Annotated in this window: 9 protein-coding genes and 1 pseudogene; 1 reads left to right on the top strand and 9 read right to left on the bottom strand. The window is 63.0% G+C overall.

Annotation, left to right across the window (positions count from 1 at the left end; translation table 11 throughout):
* Nucleotide 1: 1 nt before the first annotated feature.
* Nucleotides 2-442: a four-helix bundle copper-binding protein gene (locus AC07X9_RS22975; RefSeq protein ID WP_025549148.1), complete on the top strand. Its 441-nt coding sequence runs from the start codon at nucleotides 2-4 to the stop codon at nucleotides 440-442.
* Between the two features lie 146 nt (nucleotides 443-588).
* Here AC07X9_RS22975 and AC07X9_RS22980 read toward each other — a convergent pair whose 3' ends face one another.
* The 9 genes and pseudogenes from AC07X9_RS22980 to AC07X9_RS23020 form a co-directional block, all read right to left on the bottom strand.
* Complete coding sequence (locus tag AC07X9_RS22980; protein WP_009824013.1) at nucleotides 589-1,335, bottom strand: HAD-IIB family hydrolase; 747 nt, start codon at nucleotides 1,333-1,335, stop codon at nucleotides 589-591.
* Nucleotides 1,332-1,529 (bottom strand): HAD hydrolase family protein, encoded by a 198-nt coding sequence (locus AC07X9_RS22985; RefSeq protein WP_376784566.1) that lies wholly within the window; start codon nucleotides 1,527-1,529, stop codon nucleotides 1,332-1,334. The genes AC07X9_RS22980 and AC07X9_RS22985 overlap by 4 nt, the downstream gene beginning before the upstream one ends.
* The gene (locus AC07X9_RS22990; protein ID WP_021243093.1) at nucleotides 1,438-1,632 is read right to left on the bottom strand and encodes a hypothetical protein; all 195 of its coding nucleotides are present in this window, start codon (nucleotides 1,630-1,632) and stop codon (nucleotides 1,438-1,440) included. Before AC07X9_RS22990 ends, AC07X9_RS22985 begins: the two co-directional genes overlap by 92 nt.
* Nucleotides 1,633-1,666: 34 nt before the next feature.
* On the bottom strand, nucleotides 1,667-3,103 hold the full coding sequence (zwf, locus tag AC07X9_RS22995) for a glucose-6-phosphate dehydrogenase (protein ID WP_021243094.1): 1,437 nt from the start codon (nucleotides 3,101-3,103) through the stop codon (nucleotides 1,667-1,669).
* Between the two features lie 6 nt (nucleotides 3,104-3,109).
* A complete protein-coding gene (gnd, locus tag AC07X9_RS23000) occupies nucleotides 3,110-4,096 on the bottom strand; it encodes a phosphogluconate dehydrogenase (NAD(+)-dependent, decarboxylating) (RefSeq protein WP_021243095.1) in 987 nt (328 codons plus the stop codon).
* Between the two features lie 15 nt (nucleotides 4,097-4,111).
* Nucleotides 4,112-5,773 carry a phosphoglucose isomerase-related protein gene (locus tag AC07X9_RS23005; protein WP_021243096.1) on the bottom strand — a complete coding sequence of 554 codons (1,662 nt, stop codon included), beginning with the start codon at nucleotides 5,771-5,773 and terminating at the stop codon, nucleotides 4,112-4,114.
* A 4-nt stretch (nucleotides 5,774-5,777) separates the two neighbouring features.
* Entirely contained in the window at nucleotides 5,778-6,908 is a 1,131-nt protein-coding gene (gene tal / locus AC07X9_RS23010; RefSeq protein ID WP_176342091.1) for a transaldolase, read from the bottom strand.
* A gap of 12 nt (nucleotides 6,909-6,920) precedes the next feature.
* Nucleotides 6,921-8,981 (bottom strand): annotated as a pseudogene (gene tkt, locus AC07X9_RS23015) (transketolase); the annotation flags it as partial.
* Nucleotides 8,982-9,016: 35 nt separating this feature from the next.
* On the bottom strand, nucleotides 9,017-17,446 hold the full coding sequence (locus AC07X9_RS23020; protein ID WP_040602510.1) for a GH36-type glycosyl hydrolase domain-containing protein: 8,430 nt from the start codon (nucleotides 17,444-17,446) through the stop codon (nucleotides 9,017-9,019).

Below are 17,446 nucleotides of genomic sequence, written 5' to 3' on the forward strand. Positions count from 1 at the left end.
CATCATGATCGAGAGACGCGAATTGCTGATGGCGGGCGCCGGCCTTGCCGCCGCCGGAACGCTGGCTGCGCCGGCGGCGGCGCAGCAGCATCGAATGGAAGGGATGGCGATGTCGATGACGGACTGCATCGACGATTGCGTGGCTTCGCACCGCATGTGCCTGGAAACCGCCGCTTGGCTGACGAAGCAAGGCGGCGCGTCAGCTACGGCGTCGCTGATCGCCATGCTGAACGACTGTGCGGAACTGTGCCAGGCGACTGCCAACTCGATGCTGCGGGAATCTGCCCTGCACCGCATCGTCTGCCGCGCCTGCGCCGACGCTTGCGAGCGCTGCGCCGAGGAATGCGGACGCCATAGCGCGGACCAGCGGATCGCGCGTTGCTCGGCCACCTGCAAGAAATGCGCGGCGAGCTGCCGAACGATGGCGGACATGTCGAGCTGAGTTTCCTCGAACGCGCCCAGGCGTAGTGAGGTCAAGCAGCTCCAGCACCATTGAAGCGATCCGTCGGCTCTACAATGTGGGACCGCTGCGAAGCTGGGTCGTATGGGTGCGAAAGCGGGACTGGTTAAGGATCGGCGGTAGCGCTTCTAGACCAGCCAGGCAGCGATCGCGCCAACCACCGACTTGGTTTCGGCAACGTCGCGGACTCGCACGGTATCCAGCCCGAGATGCTTGGCCGGATAATCATTTCCGCCCGGGAAGATCGCGTCACCGAAGAAGATCATCTCGTCGAGTGCGACGCCGGTCTGCTCGGAAAGGCGCTTAAGGCCATAGGCCTTGTCTATCCCTTCGCGGGTGATGTCGATCGATGTCGCCCCGCCGATATTGATGGCAAAGCCTGGCAGCAACGGCTGGAGCAGGGCCTGCAATTTCTTGCGCTTGGCGTGATCGGGATCCCACGTGTCCTTGGCCTCGAGCGGCGCCTGCTGACCGAGCGCGGAGAATGTGATCTGGCTGCCGCGATCCTCGATCTGCTCGCCCCAGATGTTCTCGTTTGCATAGCCCGCCTGCTCGACCGCCTTGGTCAGTGCTTCGCGGATGCGCTGGCTTTCGTCGCCGGTGAACAGATCGGCATAGATACGCGTCCATTGGCCGTCGGCGTGACGATATAGCTTGGTGCCCGTGGTCGGCTGGATGATAAAATTGTCGAGCCGCGCACGGGCGGGCATGCGCGACACCACCTGTTTCTCGAATTGCGGCCAGTCGCCTCCGGAGATGATCGCTACCATCGTCACGTCGAGCAGGCGGGTAAGCAGATCCGCCATTTCATCGTCGAGCGGCTGCTTGCTGAGCGCGAGCGTTCCATCGAGGTCGAAAGCGGCCAGTCGCTTCATGATGATCCTCCCACAAGCGGCAGCAGAAATGCGTCGATGGCATCGGCGATGCCATCTTTGTCGTCGCTGGTTGAAATGTAGTGCGCTGCGCTACGGATCTCCTCAGGCGCCTTGCCCATGGCGATCGATAGGCCGGTGCGCACGAGCAAAGGGCAGGTCATTGGGCATGTGGCCGAGCGCCCGCGCCAGGGCATCGACGCCAGCTCGCTTGTTGGCATAGGGGTTGGTGACGTCCAGATAGTAGGTCCGCGACCGGGCAATCGTCGCCGACGCCAGGCTCTTGTCCTTGCGAACCAAAGTCCGTCGATGTCGGAGATGACGAGGCCCAGCATCATTGGCCGATCCTGTGCCAGAAGCGGCCATCGCGTTCGAGTAGGGCATCTGCGCCGGCCGGGCCGGCGCTGCCTGGTGCATAGGATTCAAGCCTGCCCTTGTCCTTGACCCAGTCATCGAGGATCGGCTGGACCGCGGCCCAGCCCGCCTCGATCTGCTCAGCGCGCTGGAACAATGTCTGGTCGCCGGTCATCATGTCATAGAGCAAGGTTTCGTAGCCCGTCCGGCCCGACAGCTTGAAGTGGTCGGCATAAGTGAAATCGAGCGTTGTCCCTGCGGTCTTGATCACTGGACCCGGTTTCTTGACCAGCATGTCTAAGACGATGCTTTCGTCCGGCTGCAGCTGGAAGATCAGGCGATTGGCTGGCAGGCGGTCGATCGGACAATCGCGGAATAAAGCGTAGGGCACTGCCTTGAACGTGACGACGATCTCCGTATCGCGCGCTGCCAGCGCCTTGCCGGTGCGCAGGTAGAAGGGCACGCCGGCCCAGCGCCAGGTGTCGACTTCCAGCTTCAGTGCGACATAGGTCTCGGTCCTGCTGTCGGTAGCGACATCCGGGACCTTACGATAGGCCGGCACGTTGCGGCTACCGACACGGCCCTTGCCATATTGGCCGCGCACTGCGCAGACTGCGGTGGGCTTGCGGATCGCGCGCAACACCTTGGCCTTTTCGTCGCGGATCGCGTCGGCATCGAAGCTGTTGGGCGGCTCCATCGCGATCATCGCCAGCAGCTGGAACAGATGGTTGGGGACCATGTCGCGGAGCGCGCCGGTTGCATCGTAGAAAGATCCGCGCGATCCGACCTCGACCGTCTCGGCGGCGGTGATCTGGACATGATCGATATAGCGATTGTTCCACACCGCTTCGAACCATTGGTTGGCGAAGCGCGCGACCAGGATGTTCTGGACAGTTTCCTTTCCCAGGAAGTGGTCGAGCCGGTAGATCTGGCTTTCCGGGAGCAAGGCGAGGATTCGGGCGTCAAGCGCCTTGGCCGAGGCGAGGTCGTGGCCGAACGGCTTTTCGATCGCGACGCGGCGGAACCGACTGCCCGCTTCCGCCATCAGGCCTTTGGCGGCAAGCTTTTCGACGATGGCGCCGAAGAATTGCGCTGGCGTGGCGAGGTAGAAGACCGCGCTTCGGTCGCCCAACGCCTTGGCGACATCGTCGAACACCCGGTCTGCGGTGAAATCGCCCTGGAGGTAGGCGATGCGCTTGCGCAGATCACGCCAGCAATCGCCCTCGGTCGCGAACTTATCGAGGCTGGCGCGCAACATCTCGTCATCGCCATCGCTGCGGCCGATGCCGAGGATGGTGAAGTCCTTTCCCAGCAATCCGTCGGTGCACAGATTGGTGACGGCGGGGACCAGCAGGCGGCGGGTCAGGTCCCCGGTCGCGCCGAAAATGACCAGAGTGGCGGGTGGGGCCTTCTTCATGGGAGCCTACTGCGGCATTTCGGTATGGCCGCCGAAGCCGAAGCGCATCGCCGACAGCACCTGGTCGCCGAACGTATGTTCGACGCGGCTGCGATAGCGCGCGAACAAGGCGGCCGAGAGGACGTAGGCGGGCACCGCTTCCTCCATCGCCGCCTCAATCGCCCAATGGCCTTCGCCCGAATCCGCCACGGTGCCGGTAAACTGGGCGAGCATCTGATCCTTGGCGAGCGCCGACGCGGTCAGGTCGAGCAGCCAGGAGGAGATGACCGATCCGCGGCGCCACACCTCGGCAATGTCGGTGAGGTTGAGATCGAAGCGCTCATCCTCAGGAAGCTTGTCGGATTTCTTCGACTTCAGGATGTCGAAGCCCTCGGCATAGGCCTGCATCAAACCATATTCGATGCCGTTGTGGACCATCTTGACGAAGTGGCCGGCGCCAGGCGGGCCGGCATGGATGTAGCCGAGCTCGGCGCGCGCATCCTCGCCTTCCTGCTCCATCCGATTGGGCGTGGGGGGGATCGTCCCTCGGCCCGGTGCCATCGTCTTGAAGATCGGATCGAGGTAGTCGACCACCTCCGTCTCGCCGCCGATCATCATGCAATAGCCGCGTTCGAGTCCCCAGACGCCGCCCGACGTGCCGATGTCGACATAGGCGACTTGCTTCGCCACGCAGAGCTTCGCGCGGCGGATATCGTCCTTGTAGAAGCTGTTGCCGCCGTCGATGATGATGTCGCCGGGCAGGGACTTTTCGAGCAGGGCGGTGATCGTATCCTCGGTCGGAGGACCCGCCGGGAGCATCACCCAGAAGATGGCGCGCTCGGCGAGCTTGCCGCGCAGATCGTCGAGCCCGGTCGCGCCGACCGCGCCTTCCTTGACCAGATCGTCGATCAGATGCTGGTTGCGATCGAAGACGACCGCTTCATGTCCGCCGCGCAACAGGCGACGGACGATATTGCCGCCCATGCGCCCCAGTCCGATCATCGCGATACGCATTTATGCTGATCCCCTTCAATTCTGTAGCGAACGCGCCACCAATGTTTCGAGGGTATTGAGATCCCCTGTGTTGAGATGAATGCGCAAGGTGCGCTGCCCGCGCGCGGCGAGCACGTCGAGATCGCCACGCGCCTGCGCGAGCTGGACCGTGCCGAAGCTTGCCTTGCGTCCGGGCACCGGTACGTCCGGGTTCGGCGTCCGCGTGATCTCGACGAACACGCCGCTCTTCGGACCGCCTTTGTAGGCCTGGCCGGTCGAATGGAGGAAACGGGGGCCGAAGCCGGCGACGGTCGCGACGCCTTTCGCCTCGACCACCTTTTCGCGCATCCGTGCCACGGCGGCTTCATGTTCGGCGTTACGCTCGAGATAGACGAGGAAGCCGACATAGTCGCCGGGCTCGGCGCTGGCGAAATGATCGCGCAATATCTCGACCGGGTTGGTCGCAGCGAAAGTGTGATCGCCCGGTGCGGAAAAGGCCATCACCGCATCCTGGAAGAACGGGGATTCGGGGGCGAGCGCACCCGATTCCTCATATTTGTCGATCAGCTCGCGCGTCGCGATCTTGGCATCCTCAACATCGGGCTGGTCGAACGGATCGATCCCGATCACCGCGCCGGCAAACGCCGTCGCCACTTCCCAGCGGAAGAATTCCTGGCCGATATGCTCCTTTGACGGCAGCGTGATGCGTATCACCGGCTGGCCCGCGGCGACCAGGAAATGGGCCTGCTCGATGACGTCGGACGCATCGTCGCCATCGAGCGTCAGCAAGGCGAACAGGCGGTCCGTACCATAATCCTCGGCCGGCGCGGACGGCTCCAGATCGACGGGAACGATTCCCTTGCCGTGCTTGCCGGTGGATTCGGCGATGAGCTGTTCCAGCCAGGCGCCGATCGGCTCGAGGCCGGGGCTGGTCAGGATGGTGAGTTTGTCGCGGCCCGATATCGCCGCCTCGCCCATGATCGCGCCGAGGATCAGGCCGGGATTGGCGGTGTCGCCCTTGCACGCCTCGACCAGAGGCTGGGTCGCGGCGAAAAAGGCTTCGACGTCGATCCCCATCATCGCTGCCGGCACCATGCCGAACACGGACAGGACCGAATAGCGCCCGCCAATCGCCGGATCGCCGAGGAAGATGGCGTGATAGCCATGATCCTTGGCCAGCTTTTCGAGCTTCGATCCCGGATCGGTCACCGCGACGAAGCGGTCGCCATCCTTGCCGGACAATTCCCAGAAATAAGCCCGCAGCAGTTCGGGCTCCATCGTCGATCCGGACTTGGAGGCGACGAGGAACAGGGCTTCCTTCGGATCGATCTTTGCGGCGACGCTGCCGATCTGGCCCGGATCGGTCGAATCGAGCGCGTGGACGGTCGGAAAACCGGGCGCCGGGCCGATGATCTCGCTCAGCACTTCGGGGCCAAGGCTCGATCCGCCCATGCCGAGCAGGACGACATCCTTATGCCCGCGCGCCTTGTCGGCGATCGCCTTCAGCTGGGCGAAATCGACCTGCTTGCCTTCACCGGCAGCGAGCCAGCCGACCCATTTGGCTTCGTCGCCGTTGGTCCAGAGTGACGCGTCGGCGGCCCACAGCCGCGTACCCCATTTCTCCGCCGCCGCCGTCTTGAGCCTGGCATCGACCGCGTGGCGCAGCGGCTCGGGCAGGTCGGCGTGGAAATGGTTCATGCGCTTAGGCCTCCGCTTTGGCTTTCTTCGCCTCGATCGCGCCGAGCAGCGTGTCGGCCGCGTCGGCGAACAGTTTGACGCCATCTTCGACCAGCTTGGCGGTGACGCCGGACAGATCGAGCCCGAGCCGGTCGGTCTCGGCCAGGACATGTTCAGCCCCCGGCACGTCCGCGGTCAGCGTCTGCTTGAGCGTGCCGTGATCCCGGAACGCGTCCATCGTCTTGGGCGGAATGGTGTTGACCGTATCGGGGCCGATCAGCGCGTCGATATAGAGCGTGTCGGGAAAGGACGGATCCTTCGTGCCCGTCGATGCCCAAAGCAGCCGCTGCGGCATCGCGCCTTCGGCGGCCAGCTTCTTCCACCGGTCCGACTTCACGAAGTCGAGATACCATTGGTAAGCGAGCTTGGCGTTGGCGATAGCGACCTTGCCGCGCACCGCCTTGAGCGCGTCGGCATCCTTGTCGCCGGCGGCGACACGCTCGTCGATCTTCTTGTCGATCGCGCTGTCGATGCGGCTGACGAAGAAGCTGGCGACGCTGGCGATGCGATCGATCGTCTCGCCCTTGGTGAGCCGCGCCTCGAGCCCTTCGACGAAGGCCATCGCCACGGCGATGTAGGCCTCACGCGCAAACAACAAGGTGACGTTGATGCTGATCCCGTCCTCGATCAGCTGGCGGATCGCCGGGACGCCGGCCCTGGTGCCCGGCACCTTGATCATCAGGTTCGGGCGATCGACCATCTTCGAGAGCCGCCGCGCCTCGGCGATCGTCTTGTCGGTATCGTTGGCGAGATAGGGCGAGACCTCGAGGCTGACATAGCCGTCCTTGCCGTCCAGCCGGTCGAACACCGGACGCAGCGTGTCGCAGGCATCCTGGATGTCCTTGATCGCCAGCGCTTCGTAGGTTTCGACCACCGATGCGCCCGGATTGGCGGTGACGAACGCCTTGTACTGATCGTCATAGGCGGTGCCCTGGCCCATCGCCTTCTCGAAGATCGACGGGTTCGAGGTGACGCCGGTCAGGCCGTCCTCCTCGACAAGCTTCCGGAGGCCGCCTTCCTTGAGGAAGGAGCGATCGACGAAATCGAGCCAGGGTGCCTGCCCCGATTCCTGGAGCTGCTTCAACAGACTCGTCATGGGGCAGGCCTTTCCGATCAGTTCGCGAGCGACCTTGACGAGATTGTCGACGGTGAAACCGAATTTATCCTGCAGTTTCGCGGCAGGGGCCGAGGCGCCGAAGGTCGACATGGTGATGGTTTTTCCCTTCGCGCCGATATAGCGGTCCCAGCCGATCTCGCCGCCCATTTCGACTGCGAGACGCGCCTCGACGCCGGGGGTCAGGACGCGGTCCCTATAGGCCTGATCCTGCAGTTCGAAGAGATACCAGCTCGGCATCGATACGACGCGTGCCTTGACGCCGGCTTCGGTCAGTCTCTCATATGCCGACACCACCAGGCCGACTTCGCTGCCGGTGCCGATCAGGATGATTTCGGGCTTGTCGTCGCCGGCGAGGACATAGGCGCCCTTCAGCAGCCCTTCGGCGCCGGCATATTTGCCGCGGTCGAGCGTCGGGATCGCCTGGCGCGAGAAGACCAGGGCGGTCGGGCGGTTGTTTTTGCTCAGCGCCGCACGCCAAGCCCAGGCGACCTCGTTGGCGTCGCATGGTCGGATCATGTCGAGGCCGGGTGTGGCGCGCAGCATGGTCAGCTGCTCGATCGGCTGGTGGGTCGGCCCGTCCTCGCCGACGCCGATCGAATCGTGGGTGAAGATGAAGGTGACGCCCAGCTCCATCAGCGCCGCCAGGCGGACCGGCGGGCGCATATAATCGAGGAAGATGAAAAAGGTCGCCGAATAGGGACGCAGGTGCGACAGGGCCAAGCCGTTGACCACCGAACCCATCGCATGTTCGCGCACGCCGAAGTGGAGATTGCGGCCGGCATAGCTGCTCGCCTGGAACGATCCCGCGCCTTCGATCAGGGTCTTTGTCGAGGGGGCAAGATCGGCCGAGCCGCCGACCAGCCAGGGCAGGTTGGGCGCGATCGCGTTGAGCACCTTGCCGCCGGCATCGCGGGTCGCGATGCCTTTTTCGTCGGCGGGGAAGGTCGGGATGGCGGCATCCCAGCCGTCGGGAAGCCGGTCGGCAAAGATCGCCTCGAGCTCCTTGGCCAGGGCGGGTTCGGCCTGCGCATAGCGTTCGCGCATCGCCAGCCATTCGGCACGCAGCGGCTTGCCGCGCCCGGCAATGGCGCCTCCGAAATGCTCGGGCACGCCGTCGGGAACGAGGAAGGACGAATCCTCGGGCCAGCCATAGGCTTTCTTGGTGCCGCGTATGTCATCGCCGGTCATCGCCTCGCCATGCGCCTTGGCGGTTCCGGCGATCGAGCTGCCATAGCCGATAATCGAATGGACCACGATCATCGTCGGCCTGTCGGTGGTCGCCTTGAAGCTTTCGATCGCCGCGGCGACCGCCTTGGTATCGTTGGCGTCGTCCACATGGATGACGTGCCAACCATAAGCGTCGAAGCGCTGGCCGACATCCTCGTCGAAGGCGAGTTCAGTGCCGCCCTCGATCGTCACATGGTTCGAATCGTAGATCCAGCAGAGGTTGGAGAGCTTCAGGTGGCCGGCCAGGCTCGCCGCCTCGCTCGCGACGCCTTCCATCATGCAGCCGTCGCCGGCGAGGCAGTAGACGTCATGGTCGAAGATCGGGAAACCGTCGCGATTGTAGCGCGCCGCGAGCCAGCGCTCGGCAATCGCCATGCCGACCGAATTGCCGCAGCCCTGGCCGAGCGGTCCAGTAGTCGTCTCGACGCCCGTGGTGTGGCGATATTCGGGGTGACCCGGCGTCTTCGAGCCGATCTGGCGGAAATCCTTGATGTCCTGCAGGCTCACCGCCGGTTTGCCGGTCAGCCTGCCGTCCTTGTCGATCTCCTTGACTGCGGCGAGATGCAGCAGGGAGTAAAGCAGCATCGACGCATGGCCGACCGACAGGACGAAGCGGTCGCGGTTGGGCCAATCCGGCGCGTCGGGATCGGTGCGCAGGAATTGCGACCAGAGCGTATAGCCGACCGGTGCCAGGGCCATCGGCGTGCCGATATGACCCGATTTCGCGGCGTGGACCGCATCCATCGACAAGGTGCGGATCGTGTCGATCGCCAGCCGTTCCGGGCTGCCGTCCCCATGCAGGGTAGAAGCGGGGATGGTCGACATGAGAATCCTTTCGTATTGCCGTTGTCGAATCAACGTCAGGCCTTTAGCGGAACCCGCACGAGCACAATCCGCGTCGCGCCGTCGTGGGGAAAGCAAACCCCGGGTTCTCGCAGGAGCTTGCCGTCAATGGTAATTTCCTCTCCGTCACCTTCAAGAGACGGGTCCGTTTCGATCGTTATCTGGATGGCTCCGTCGGCGCGCCGGAGCGTCAATTCCGCTTTGTGCCAGTTTTTCGGCATTGCTGGACGTATCTGTATTTTGCCGCCGATTAAGCGAACGCCCAGAATTTCTTCAACGGCCAGCCGCCATGTCCAACCTGCGGCGCCTGTATACCAAGTCCAGCCGCCGCGGCCGAGATGGGGTGCCACACCGGCGATGTCGCCCGCGACAGCATATGGCTCGGTTCGATAATGCTCTGCGCCTTCGCGTGTCGAACTGTGCGTTATCGGGCTAATTCGGTCGAACAGTGATTTGGCCACGTCGCCGTCGCGTATCCGTGCGAACGCGATCGCGAGCCACGTTGCCGCATGGGTATATTGCCCGCCATTCTCCCGGACGCCAGGCGGATAGGCCTTGATATAGCCCGGTTCGCGCGGCGTGTGGTCGAAGGGGGGATCGAGCAGGCGTATGAGGGTATCATCGTTGCGTACTAGGTAGCGCCTGGCCGACGCGAGCGCCGTTCTGGCTCGCTCCGGATCTGCAGCATTTGAGAGAACGGACCAGGATTGAGCGATGGAATCGATGCGACATTCCTGCTCCTGGGATGTGCCCCAAGGCCTGCCGTCGTCATCAAAGGCGCGCAGATACCATTCGCCATCCCAGCCAGACTGCTCGACCGCTGCGGCGAGCGCTTCGACACGCGCTTCCCAGCGATCACGAAACTCGGTTTGCCGCTCATCGACGCAGTGCAGTGTGAAGTTCCGGATAGTTGCGATGAGGAACCAGGCCAGCCATATGCTCTCGCCGCGTCCCCGCTCGCCGACCCGATCCATGCCGTCATTCCAATCCCCGCTGCCGATCAGGGGAAGGCCGTGAGCTCCGAGGCGATAGGCATGGGCAAGCGCGCGGTCGCAGTGAACGAACAGCGATTGCTTATAGTCGGTAACTTCAAATCGGGCGTAACGATCGGCCTCGCCGGCCGCGAGCGGCGGCGCTCTCAGAAATGGAATTTCTTCGTCCAGAATGGATTTGTCGCCGGTCGCCTCGACATAGTGCGCGACGGCATAAGGAAGCCAGACGAGATCGTCGGAGCAGCGGGTTCGGACCCCGCGGTCCGAAGGCGGGTGCCACCAATGGAGTACGTCGCCCTCTTCGAATTGGTGCGCAGCGGCGGCGAGGATATGTTGCCGCGTTGCGTTCGGATCGACCTGGATCTGGGCAAGGACGTCCTGGAGCTGATCGCGAAATCCGAACGCGCCACTGGCCTGATAGAAACCGGCGCGAGCGCGCACGCGGGCACTTAGCGATTGGTGAGGCAGCCACCGGTTGACCATCAGGTCGAAGGCAGGATCGGGTGTCTTGACCTGAACCTTTTCCAACCGATCGGCCCAGTCCGCTACGCGAACCCGGGCAGCAGTCTCGATGATGGACGGCGATTGCCAATGCCGGATAAGTTGGATTGCGTGCTCGAGGTTATCACCCTGGCCGAGGATGAAACAAACTTCGACGGTTCCTTCAGGGGGGATATCGAGATGCACCTGGAGGGCGCCGCAGCAATCGTCGCCGGCAGAATCCTGGCGGTTGCCCAGATCCCAGTTGAGCAGGCCGAGCGGTCGGGCCGGGTCGGCAACAACACCGTGAAAATCGCGGCGTGAGGTAGTGAAGCTATGAACGGCCTGGGTCGTGGCAAGAAAGGCGACGCGATCGCCGAACTCGTCCGTCCAGGAATTGCGTGCGAGAATTGCATGGGAGGCCGGGTCATAGCGCGATGTGCGAAAAGGGGCTTGCTCGCCCCTCACCGCGCCCAGGAGCCATTCCGCATAGTAGGTCGCCGTGATCCGGCGCGAGCGTGGCGTTTGATTGCGTAGGCGCAGACGCACCAGTTTTACCGGATCGTCGATTGGCACGAAGGTCGACAGCTCCTGCTCCAGGCCTTCGCTGTGGCGGTGCCATATGGTCCGATCGGGACTATGATGAATGCGGCACGCGGAGCCGCCGCCCGATGGCAAGGGTGTCGGGGTCCAGAGCCGCCCGTTCTCCTCGTCGCGCAGATAGAGCCGTTCACCTTGGGGATCCTCGACGGGATCATTGAACCAGGGCGTGAGTCTGTTCTCGCCGCTGTTGATCGCCCAGGCGAAGCCAAGCCCGGCCTCAGTAACGATCGTGCCGAACGCGTCGTTGGCCAGGACATTGGACCACGGAGCCGGGGTGGGAGCGTCGGGCTCTAGGTTGATCACATAGTCGCCAGTATCAGGCGCAAAGCCGCCCCAGCCGTTGTCGAAGAGGAGATCTACGGACCGCGGCACGGGTGCGGAGGTGGCTGGCGGCACGTTGGTGCCGACTGGGGCAAACGGCGGGCCGGGGTGCGGAGGTTGATCTACCCGGGCGAGCTGGTCGGCAAGCGTGACGCCGTCGTCTTCAAGGATCAGCTTGGCGGCCTGCTCGAGGAGCGCCACGCGCTCGTGATCGGAGGAGCTGACGCCCACTAGGTGGATGCCGCCATGGGTGCCAAGACGTTCCTGCGCGCCGGCGTCTCTCAGGACTTCCAGAAGGCGCTCGCGGACCGGTTCGACGTAACCTGAGGTGCCCTCGTGGACGATCGCGAGATCGAAGAGGATGCCGCGCTGGTGGCCGAGCCAATGCGCAGCGAGAACGAAGCGGAGCATACCGGTCTGTTCCGCGGTGCCGGCGCGCAGCATCACGATGGGATGATCGCCTGAAATACCAAGCGACCAGAGATCGACCTGCCGGAAGAGCCGTTCACCTCCGGGTGCAGGGTTTGTGCGGGCAGTAAAAAGATGGGAAAGGAGGGCCTGTACCTGAGGTACGAACTGTGGCTGTAGGCCCAGGTCGTGCATCTCGCGCGCTTTTGCCGCGATGGAATCGCTAACCACCCAATCCAGCGCGGACAACGTTGCATAGCGGTCGGCCAGGTCTAGCGCCGACTGACGCGATCCCGCCGCGATCGTGACGAAAGCGAGTTCGCGGCGCCCGTGCGGCGGCAGCATGACCTTTGCCCTGATCGCGCAGATCGGATCGAGCGACCAGCCCAATGCGCCAATCAGAGGCTCCTCTGTCATCGCGGTAGGATGCGTGACGTTGCCATGGCGACCGATGAAGGCTCTTCGATCAGCCTCAAGTCCGAGCAAGGCGACTCCTTCGTCATCTCCGATTATGCGAATCAGCAAAACCGGAGGCCGCTCGTCGGGATTGCGCGGTCGGCGCATGAACACGAGTCCATCGCCTCCGGGCAAGGCTTCAGCGCCCACGAACAGCTTGCTGAAAGCAGGATGCCGAGCGGCATCCTGGGGTGGGGCGAGCACCACCTGGACGTAGCCCGTCAGTTCGATTGTCCGGGCACGATCCTCCTCATTGACGAGCGCGATGCGTCTGATTTCGAGATCGTCGCCATGGGCAACGTTGACTAGCGTCGAGATCGACAGACCGCGCGAACGCTGACGGAATTCGACCTGATGGGCATGGAACATGACCTCCGGCGGCTCGCCGATGGCGGGGAATGGCCCCCCTGTTGCCGACCAGATATCGCCTTGATCGAGATCATGCAGATAGAGCCAGAAGCCTGCTTGGTCATCTGCAGGTTCGATGCGGGTAAGCGCATGCTGATTCCAGCTTAGACCCCCGGCACCGTCCGTGCGGATTCGGCTCGAAAGCCGGCCGTTGCCGAGGATGTGCCAAGCATGCTGCCCCGACGGTCGGTCTGGCGACCAACTGTGCAGCGCCGGGATGTTCCCTTCGGCGTGAGCGGGCGGGTCGCGAACCTCTACTCGTGCAATTTCTGGCGGAAGCTCCCACGGTATGCGTTCGTTGAGCAGGAGATCGACGGTGCCGACGTAAGGGTCCGCATGGAACCAGCGCACTAGCATGTTGTCGCACAGTGCATTTCCCAGCGCGGCGAGACTCATGCCATGGTGGTGCGCCATGTACGAGCGAACGATAGCGAACCGCTCGCCCGCCGGCAGGCGGGCCGGCGTGAAATCGGCGGCTTCGAAGAAGCCGAACCGTCCAATTAACCCCAGCTCGGCCAGCAGCTTGAGGTTGATTGTCGCAAGTGCTGGCCGGATCATAAGCGCAAGCGCCGTTGCGTAGGGGCTCACGACGAGGTCGTGGCCGAGGCCACGTTGAAGTCCGAGGGCAGGGACGCCGAAGGCGTGATAGCGATAGATGCGATCAGACCCCATCGAGGCGAACGATGATTCGGAGATTCCCCAAGGGATTTTGTGCGATTTGCCGAAGGCGGCCTGGATGCTGACGGCTGTTCGGTCGCTCATACCAAGCAGCGTGCCGGGATCGCTGTGCAAAAAGATGTTTGGCATCAGATATTCGAACATCGAGCCATTCCAGGACAGCAGCGCAAGCCCGGCCTCCTGTTTCGTGATGGGGCGACCGAGGTGGAACCAGTGGGAAGGATCGATATCGCCCTTCGCAATGGCGAAGAAGCTGGCGAGCCGTGCTTCGCTGGCGAGGAGATCGTAGTGATGCGCGTCTATGCGGTCGGCGCTGACGTTGTAGCCGATGTGAAAGAGCCGGCTACCTTCATCAAGCAGAAGTGAAAAGTCCATCGCGTGCGCACTGACGTTGGCCCGGCGGGCAAGGCTGTCGAAGCGACCATGAAGCTCGCGCGAGACGGCCTGCCCTTCCGCGATGGCAGCCAGCATCTTGTCGACCCATTGACGGGCCGCGTCGGATAATCCGCCTTCCTTGGTCGCGCTGAGCAGGCTGATGACGTGCGCGGTGCGCGAATCGGATGGCGTCGCCGAGCCGCCAGCCATGAAATCGGCGACCTTGGCTGCGGTTTCCGCGCAGTCTGTGGGATGGTCGGTTATAACTTCCCACCACGGGCAGAAAACCTGCAAATCGCGACGTATCCCGGACACGTGATGCTCGAGCCGCTCGAGCCAGACTTGCACTTCGCGCAAGATGCCGACGTCGGCTTCGGCAACGCTCGCGGCCATCACGCCCACCTGCTCGCGCAGTCTCGGCAAGTCGGCCGAAATGAGATCGTCGATCCCCCTGAGCCATTCGCGCTCATCGTCCGAAACCCGCTTCACCGTCTCGCCGACGGTAGCCAGGATCACACCGGCCGTTGAGCCCGCTTCGGTCCCGATAGACCGGATCGCCTGGGAGAGCAGCCCGATGATATCTTCTAGGCCTTGCCAGAGCTCGCGGCCTACCGGCGGTGCCCTCCCAGCATCTCGAAGAGCCTGGGCAACGGTAATCAGGCTGACGGCAAGATTGCCGCTGTCGACCGTGGAAATGTAACGTGGCTCAAGGGGAGCGAGCGTCCTGGTATCATACCAGTTGAGAATGTGGCCGCGGTAGCGTTCGAGCCGGTCAAGCGTATCGAACGTGTCGCCAAGACGGGTAGCCAGCTCGTTGAGACCGATATGCCCAAGCCGCCACGCTGTCAGGATCGACACCATCAACATGCCGATGTTGGTAGGCGACGTTCGGTGAGCGGTGTCCTCGTCGGGCGGCTCCTGGTAGTTGTCGGGAGGCAGCCAATTGTCCTCGGGCCGGACGAAGGTTTCAAAAAAAAGCCAGGTGCGCCGAGCGACGAGTCTGAGAAATCTCCTGTCTGCTTCGGTAAGCGCCTCGATCGGTGGTCTACGCGGGCGGCTGATCCAAACCGCGATCTCGGGTGCGAAGAACCAGAGCAGCAATAGCGGCGCCGCGACAGGCATCGATCCCGGCGCATAAGCGAGTAATGCGCCAGCTATAAGCACCGCAAGAAGGGGCGAGCTCCACATGTCGCGCCACGCCGCCAATCGCGGATGGCGCGCCGCGTTTCGCGTGGCCATATGAGCGGCCGAGGTCCATTCGAGCCGCCGCCGCCCCGATTGCAGCCGCCAGATCGTGACGGCTATGGCGTGCAGCGCGATGTATGCGTCGCTGACGAGGAAGGCGATGGCTAAAATCCAGCGTCCGAGATGATCCGTGAGGCGCCGCAGGACGCGCTGCATGACGCCGCGACGGCGGCCCTGAGCGAAGCCCGTTACGAGATCGGTAAAAAGATAAGCCCCGGGCGCGACGATCGCGAGCAATGTCCAGACCCAGGGTCGACCGTGAAACAGGAACCAACCGCCTAGGAGCAAGGCAACGATGCTGGCGGGTACCAGACTGCGCCTTAGATTGTCGAAGATCTTGAGCCTGTCGAACCACCCAAGCCGATTGCGCAGCCATCGGCCGTCACGCCCTGGGACAAAAGGAAACAGCCAGGGCAGGATTTGCCAATCACCCCGCACCCAGCGGTGCCAGCGCGCGGAAAAGTCGAGATACCCGGTCGGAAAGCGCTCGTAGACAATGACGTCGCTAACGAGCGCCGCGCGCCCATGAAGCCCCTCGAACAGGTCATGGCTAAGCAAAGCATTCTCTGGGACACGGCCCTCCAGACTCCGTTCGAATGCCGCCACATCGTAGAGGCCTTTGCCCACAAACACGCCGGTGCCCAGAAGGTCCTGGTACACGTCGGAAACCGCGCGAGAGTAGATGTCGATCATAGTATCGCCGCCGTAGAGGCGAGCGAACAGGGATTGCTCGGGGCCCTCCGGCCCTAGTTCAACGCGAGGTTGAAGGATAGTGTAGCCTCGTTCCACAATGCCGGTGTCGGGGGCAAAATGAGCCCGATTGAGTGGATGGGCGAGAGTGCCGACCAGACGGCGCACCACACCACCCGGAAGTCTGGTATCTGCGTCTGCCGTCAGTACGAAGCGGCATCGCCGCAGCCTTTCCACCTTGCCGGTGGTCAAATGGAATGCAGTGGCGTCGCCGCGCAGGATATAGGCGTTGAACTGCTCCAGCTTACCTCGCTTACGCTCCCAGCCCATCCAACAGCCCTGCGCCTCGTTGAAGAGGCGCGGTCGGTGGAGCAGATGAAAAGGTCCATTGCCCCTTGCGTCCTTGTAGCGGGCATTCAATTCTTCGATGCCTCGTACCAGCATCTGCTCGATCTCATCGTCGCCCAGAACCCTGGCGGTTGCGGCATCGGCGAAGTCGGTCAGGAGAACGAACTCCAGCGCTTCATCAGGGTTGGCTAGGCGATGCGCCTCAAGTCGCTCAAGAAGGGGAGCGATGTCGGAGGTCCGAGCGACGAGAACGGGGATTGCGATGGCCGTCGCACAATCTCCGGGAATTCCTTTCTTGAATTCCAGCTTGGGAAGCACGCATGGAGGAACGATTTGCGTGACCATCCAATTCACAAAGGTGATGCTGAGGATGGAAGCCGGCAGCAGCGTCAGCGCGATACACAGCAGCCAGGATAAGGGAGACGGTCCGGTCGAGGACATATATGCTGCAGGAACTGCAGAGGCCGCGATACCGGCAAACACCAGCGCGGTCGCGTAAAGCATACCCTTATGACGCAATATGCGTCGCAGAATCGAACCGGGTGTCCATGGGCGGGGATCGAGTGCATCCGTGAAAGCAGGCAGGCCGGCATCGATGAGCCAATAACCGACATGCCCCGAGGGGGCCTCTTCACTACTTTGACACTGTCGCAGAGCGCGCTGGGCAACCTCTCGTTCCAGGAGGCCGGATCGCGCTGCGAGCCGTTCTACCGCGTGACGATATTGGTCGCGAGTAGCGAAATCCATGCGCGGATAAATTCCTGCAGGATCACGCTTCAGGATCGCCTCGACCTGGCTGGTTCTGTCGAAAAAGTCGTTCCATTGGATGGTCGCGATCACGGCAAGATTGGCTATGCCGCGTGCCACGCACTCCGTGTTGTCGAATCCCCCGGTCGCGACGTCGGGAGAGTCCGTTAGTGCAAAAGGGGGAGCGACTTGAGGAAAAAGCTGGGTGAAACCCGTAACGATCATTTCAAGACAAACGATACGCAGCATCGTAGGAATCGCCCAGGTTTCAGCGATGCTGAGCGGCATCCTATTCTGATATCGAACGACGAATTCGACAGCCGAGGACAGTGAGACCTGCAGGTGAGACGCCAGAAGCAGAGACCGCGCGACTTGATGGGCGCGCGGTCGCCTGAGGCCGTCTTCAGCAAGACCGGGAAGTTTCGCGTAGAAAGCCTTCGGAAGACCCTCACCAATTTGCAGGATCGCGCGCTGGATCTGATAGTCGTTGTCGAGTAGCCATTCGGCTGCGGCGCTGCCGCGCTGGTCGGCTTGCGTGGCTGCCTGGCGGGCTCGAGCCAGCCAGTCTTTCATGGCGTCGAGATGCGCCCAGATGGGAAGAGGCGCTGAGCGACTGATCAATCCTGTCAGCTGGTGTCGTGTGGCGGTCTCGTCGGCCGCCCCCGAAATAGGGTCGGTCCCCTCAATATCGGCCAT

This window comes from Sphingobium sp. GW456-12-10-14-TSB1, from assembly GCF_059424385.1.

Bases quoted from the DNA above. Each gene is read 5' to 3' on its own strand.
- AC07X9_RS22980 (WP_009824013.1), bottom strand. From the start codon at position 1,335: ATGAAGCGACTGGCCGCTTTCGACCTCGATGGAACGCTCGCGCTCAGC.
- AC07X9_RS22985 (WP_376784566.1), bottom strand. From the start codon at position 1,529: ATGCCCTGGCGCGGGCGCTCGGCCACATGCCCAATGACCTGCCCTTTG.
- zwf (WP_021243094.1), bottom strand. From the start codon at position 3,103: ATGAAGAAGGCCCCACCCGCCACTCTGGTCATTTTCGGCGCGACCGGG.
- gnd (WP_021243095.1), bottom strand. From the start codon at position 4,096: ATGCGTATCGCGATGATCGGACTGGGGCGCATGGGCGGCAATATCGTC.
- AC07X9_RS23005 (WP_021243096.1), bottom strand. From the start codon at position 5,773: ATGAACCATTTCCACGCCGACCTGCCCGAGCCGCTGCGCCACGCGGTC.
- tal (WP_176342091.1), bottom strand. From the start codon at position 6,908: ATGACGAGTCTGTTGAAGCAGCTCCAGGAATCGGGGCAGGCACCCTGG.
- AC07X9_RS23020 (WP_040602510.1), bottom strand. From the start codon at position 17,446: ATGGCCGATATTGAGGGGACCGACCCTATTTCGGGGGCGGCCGACGAG.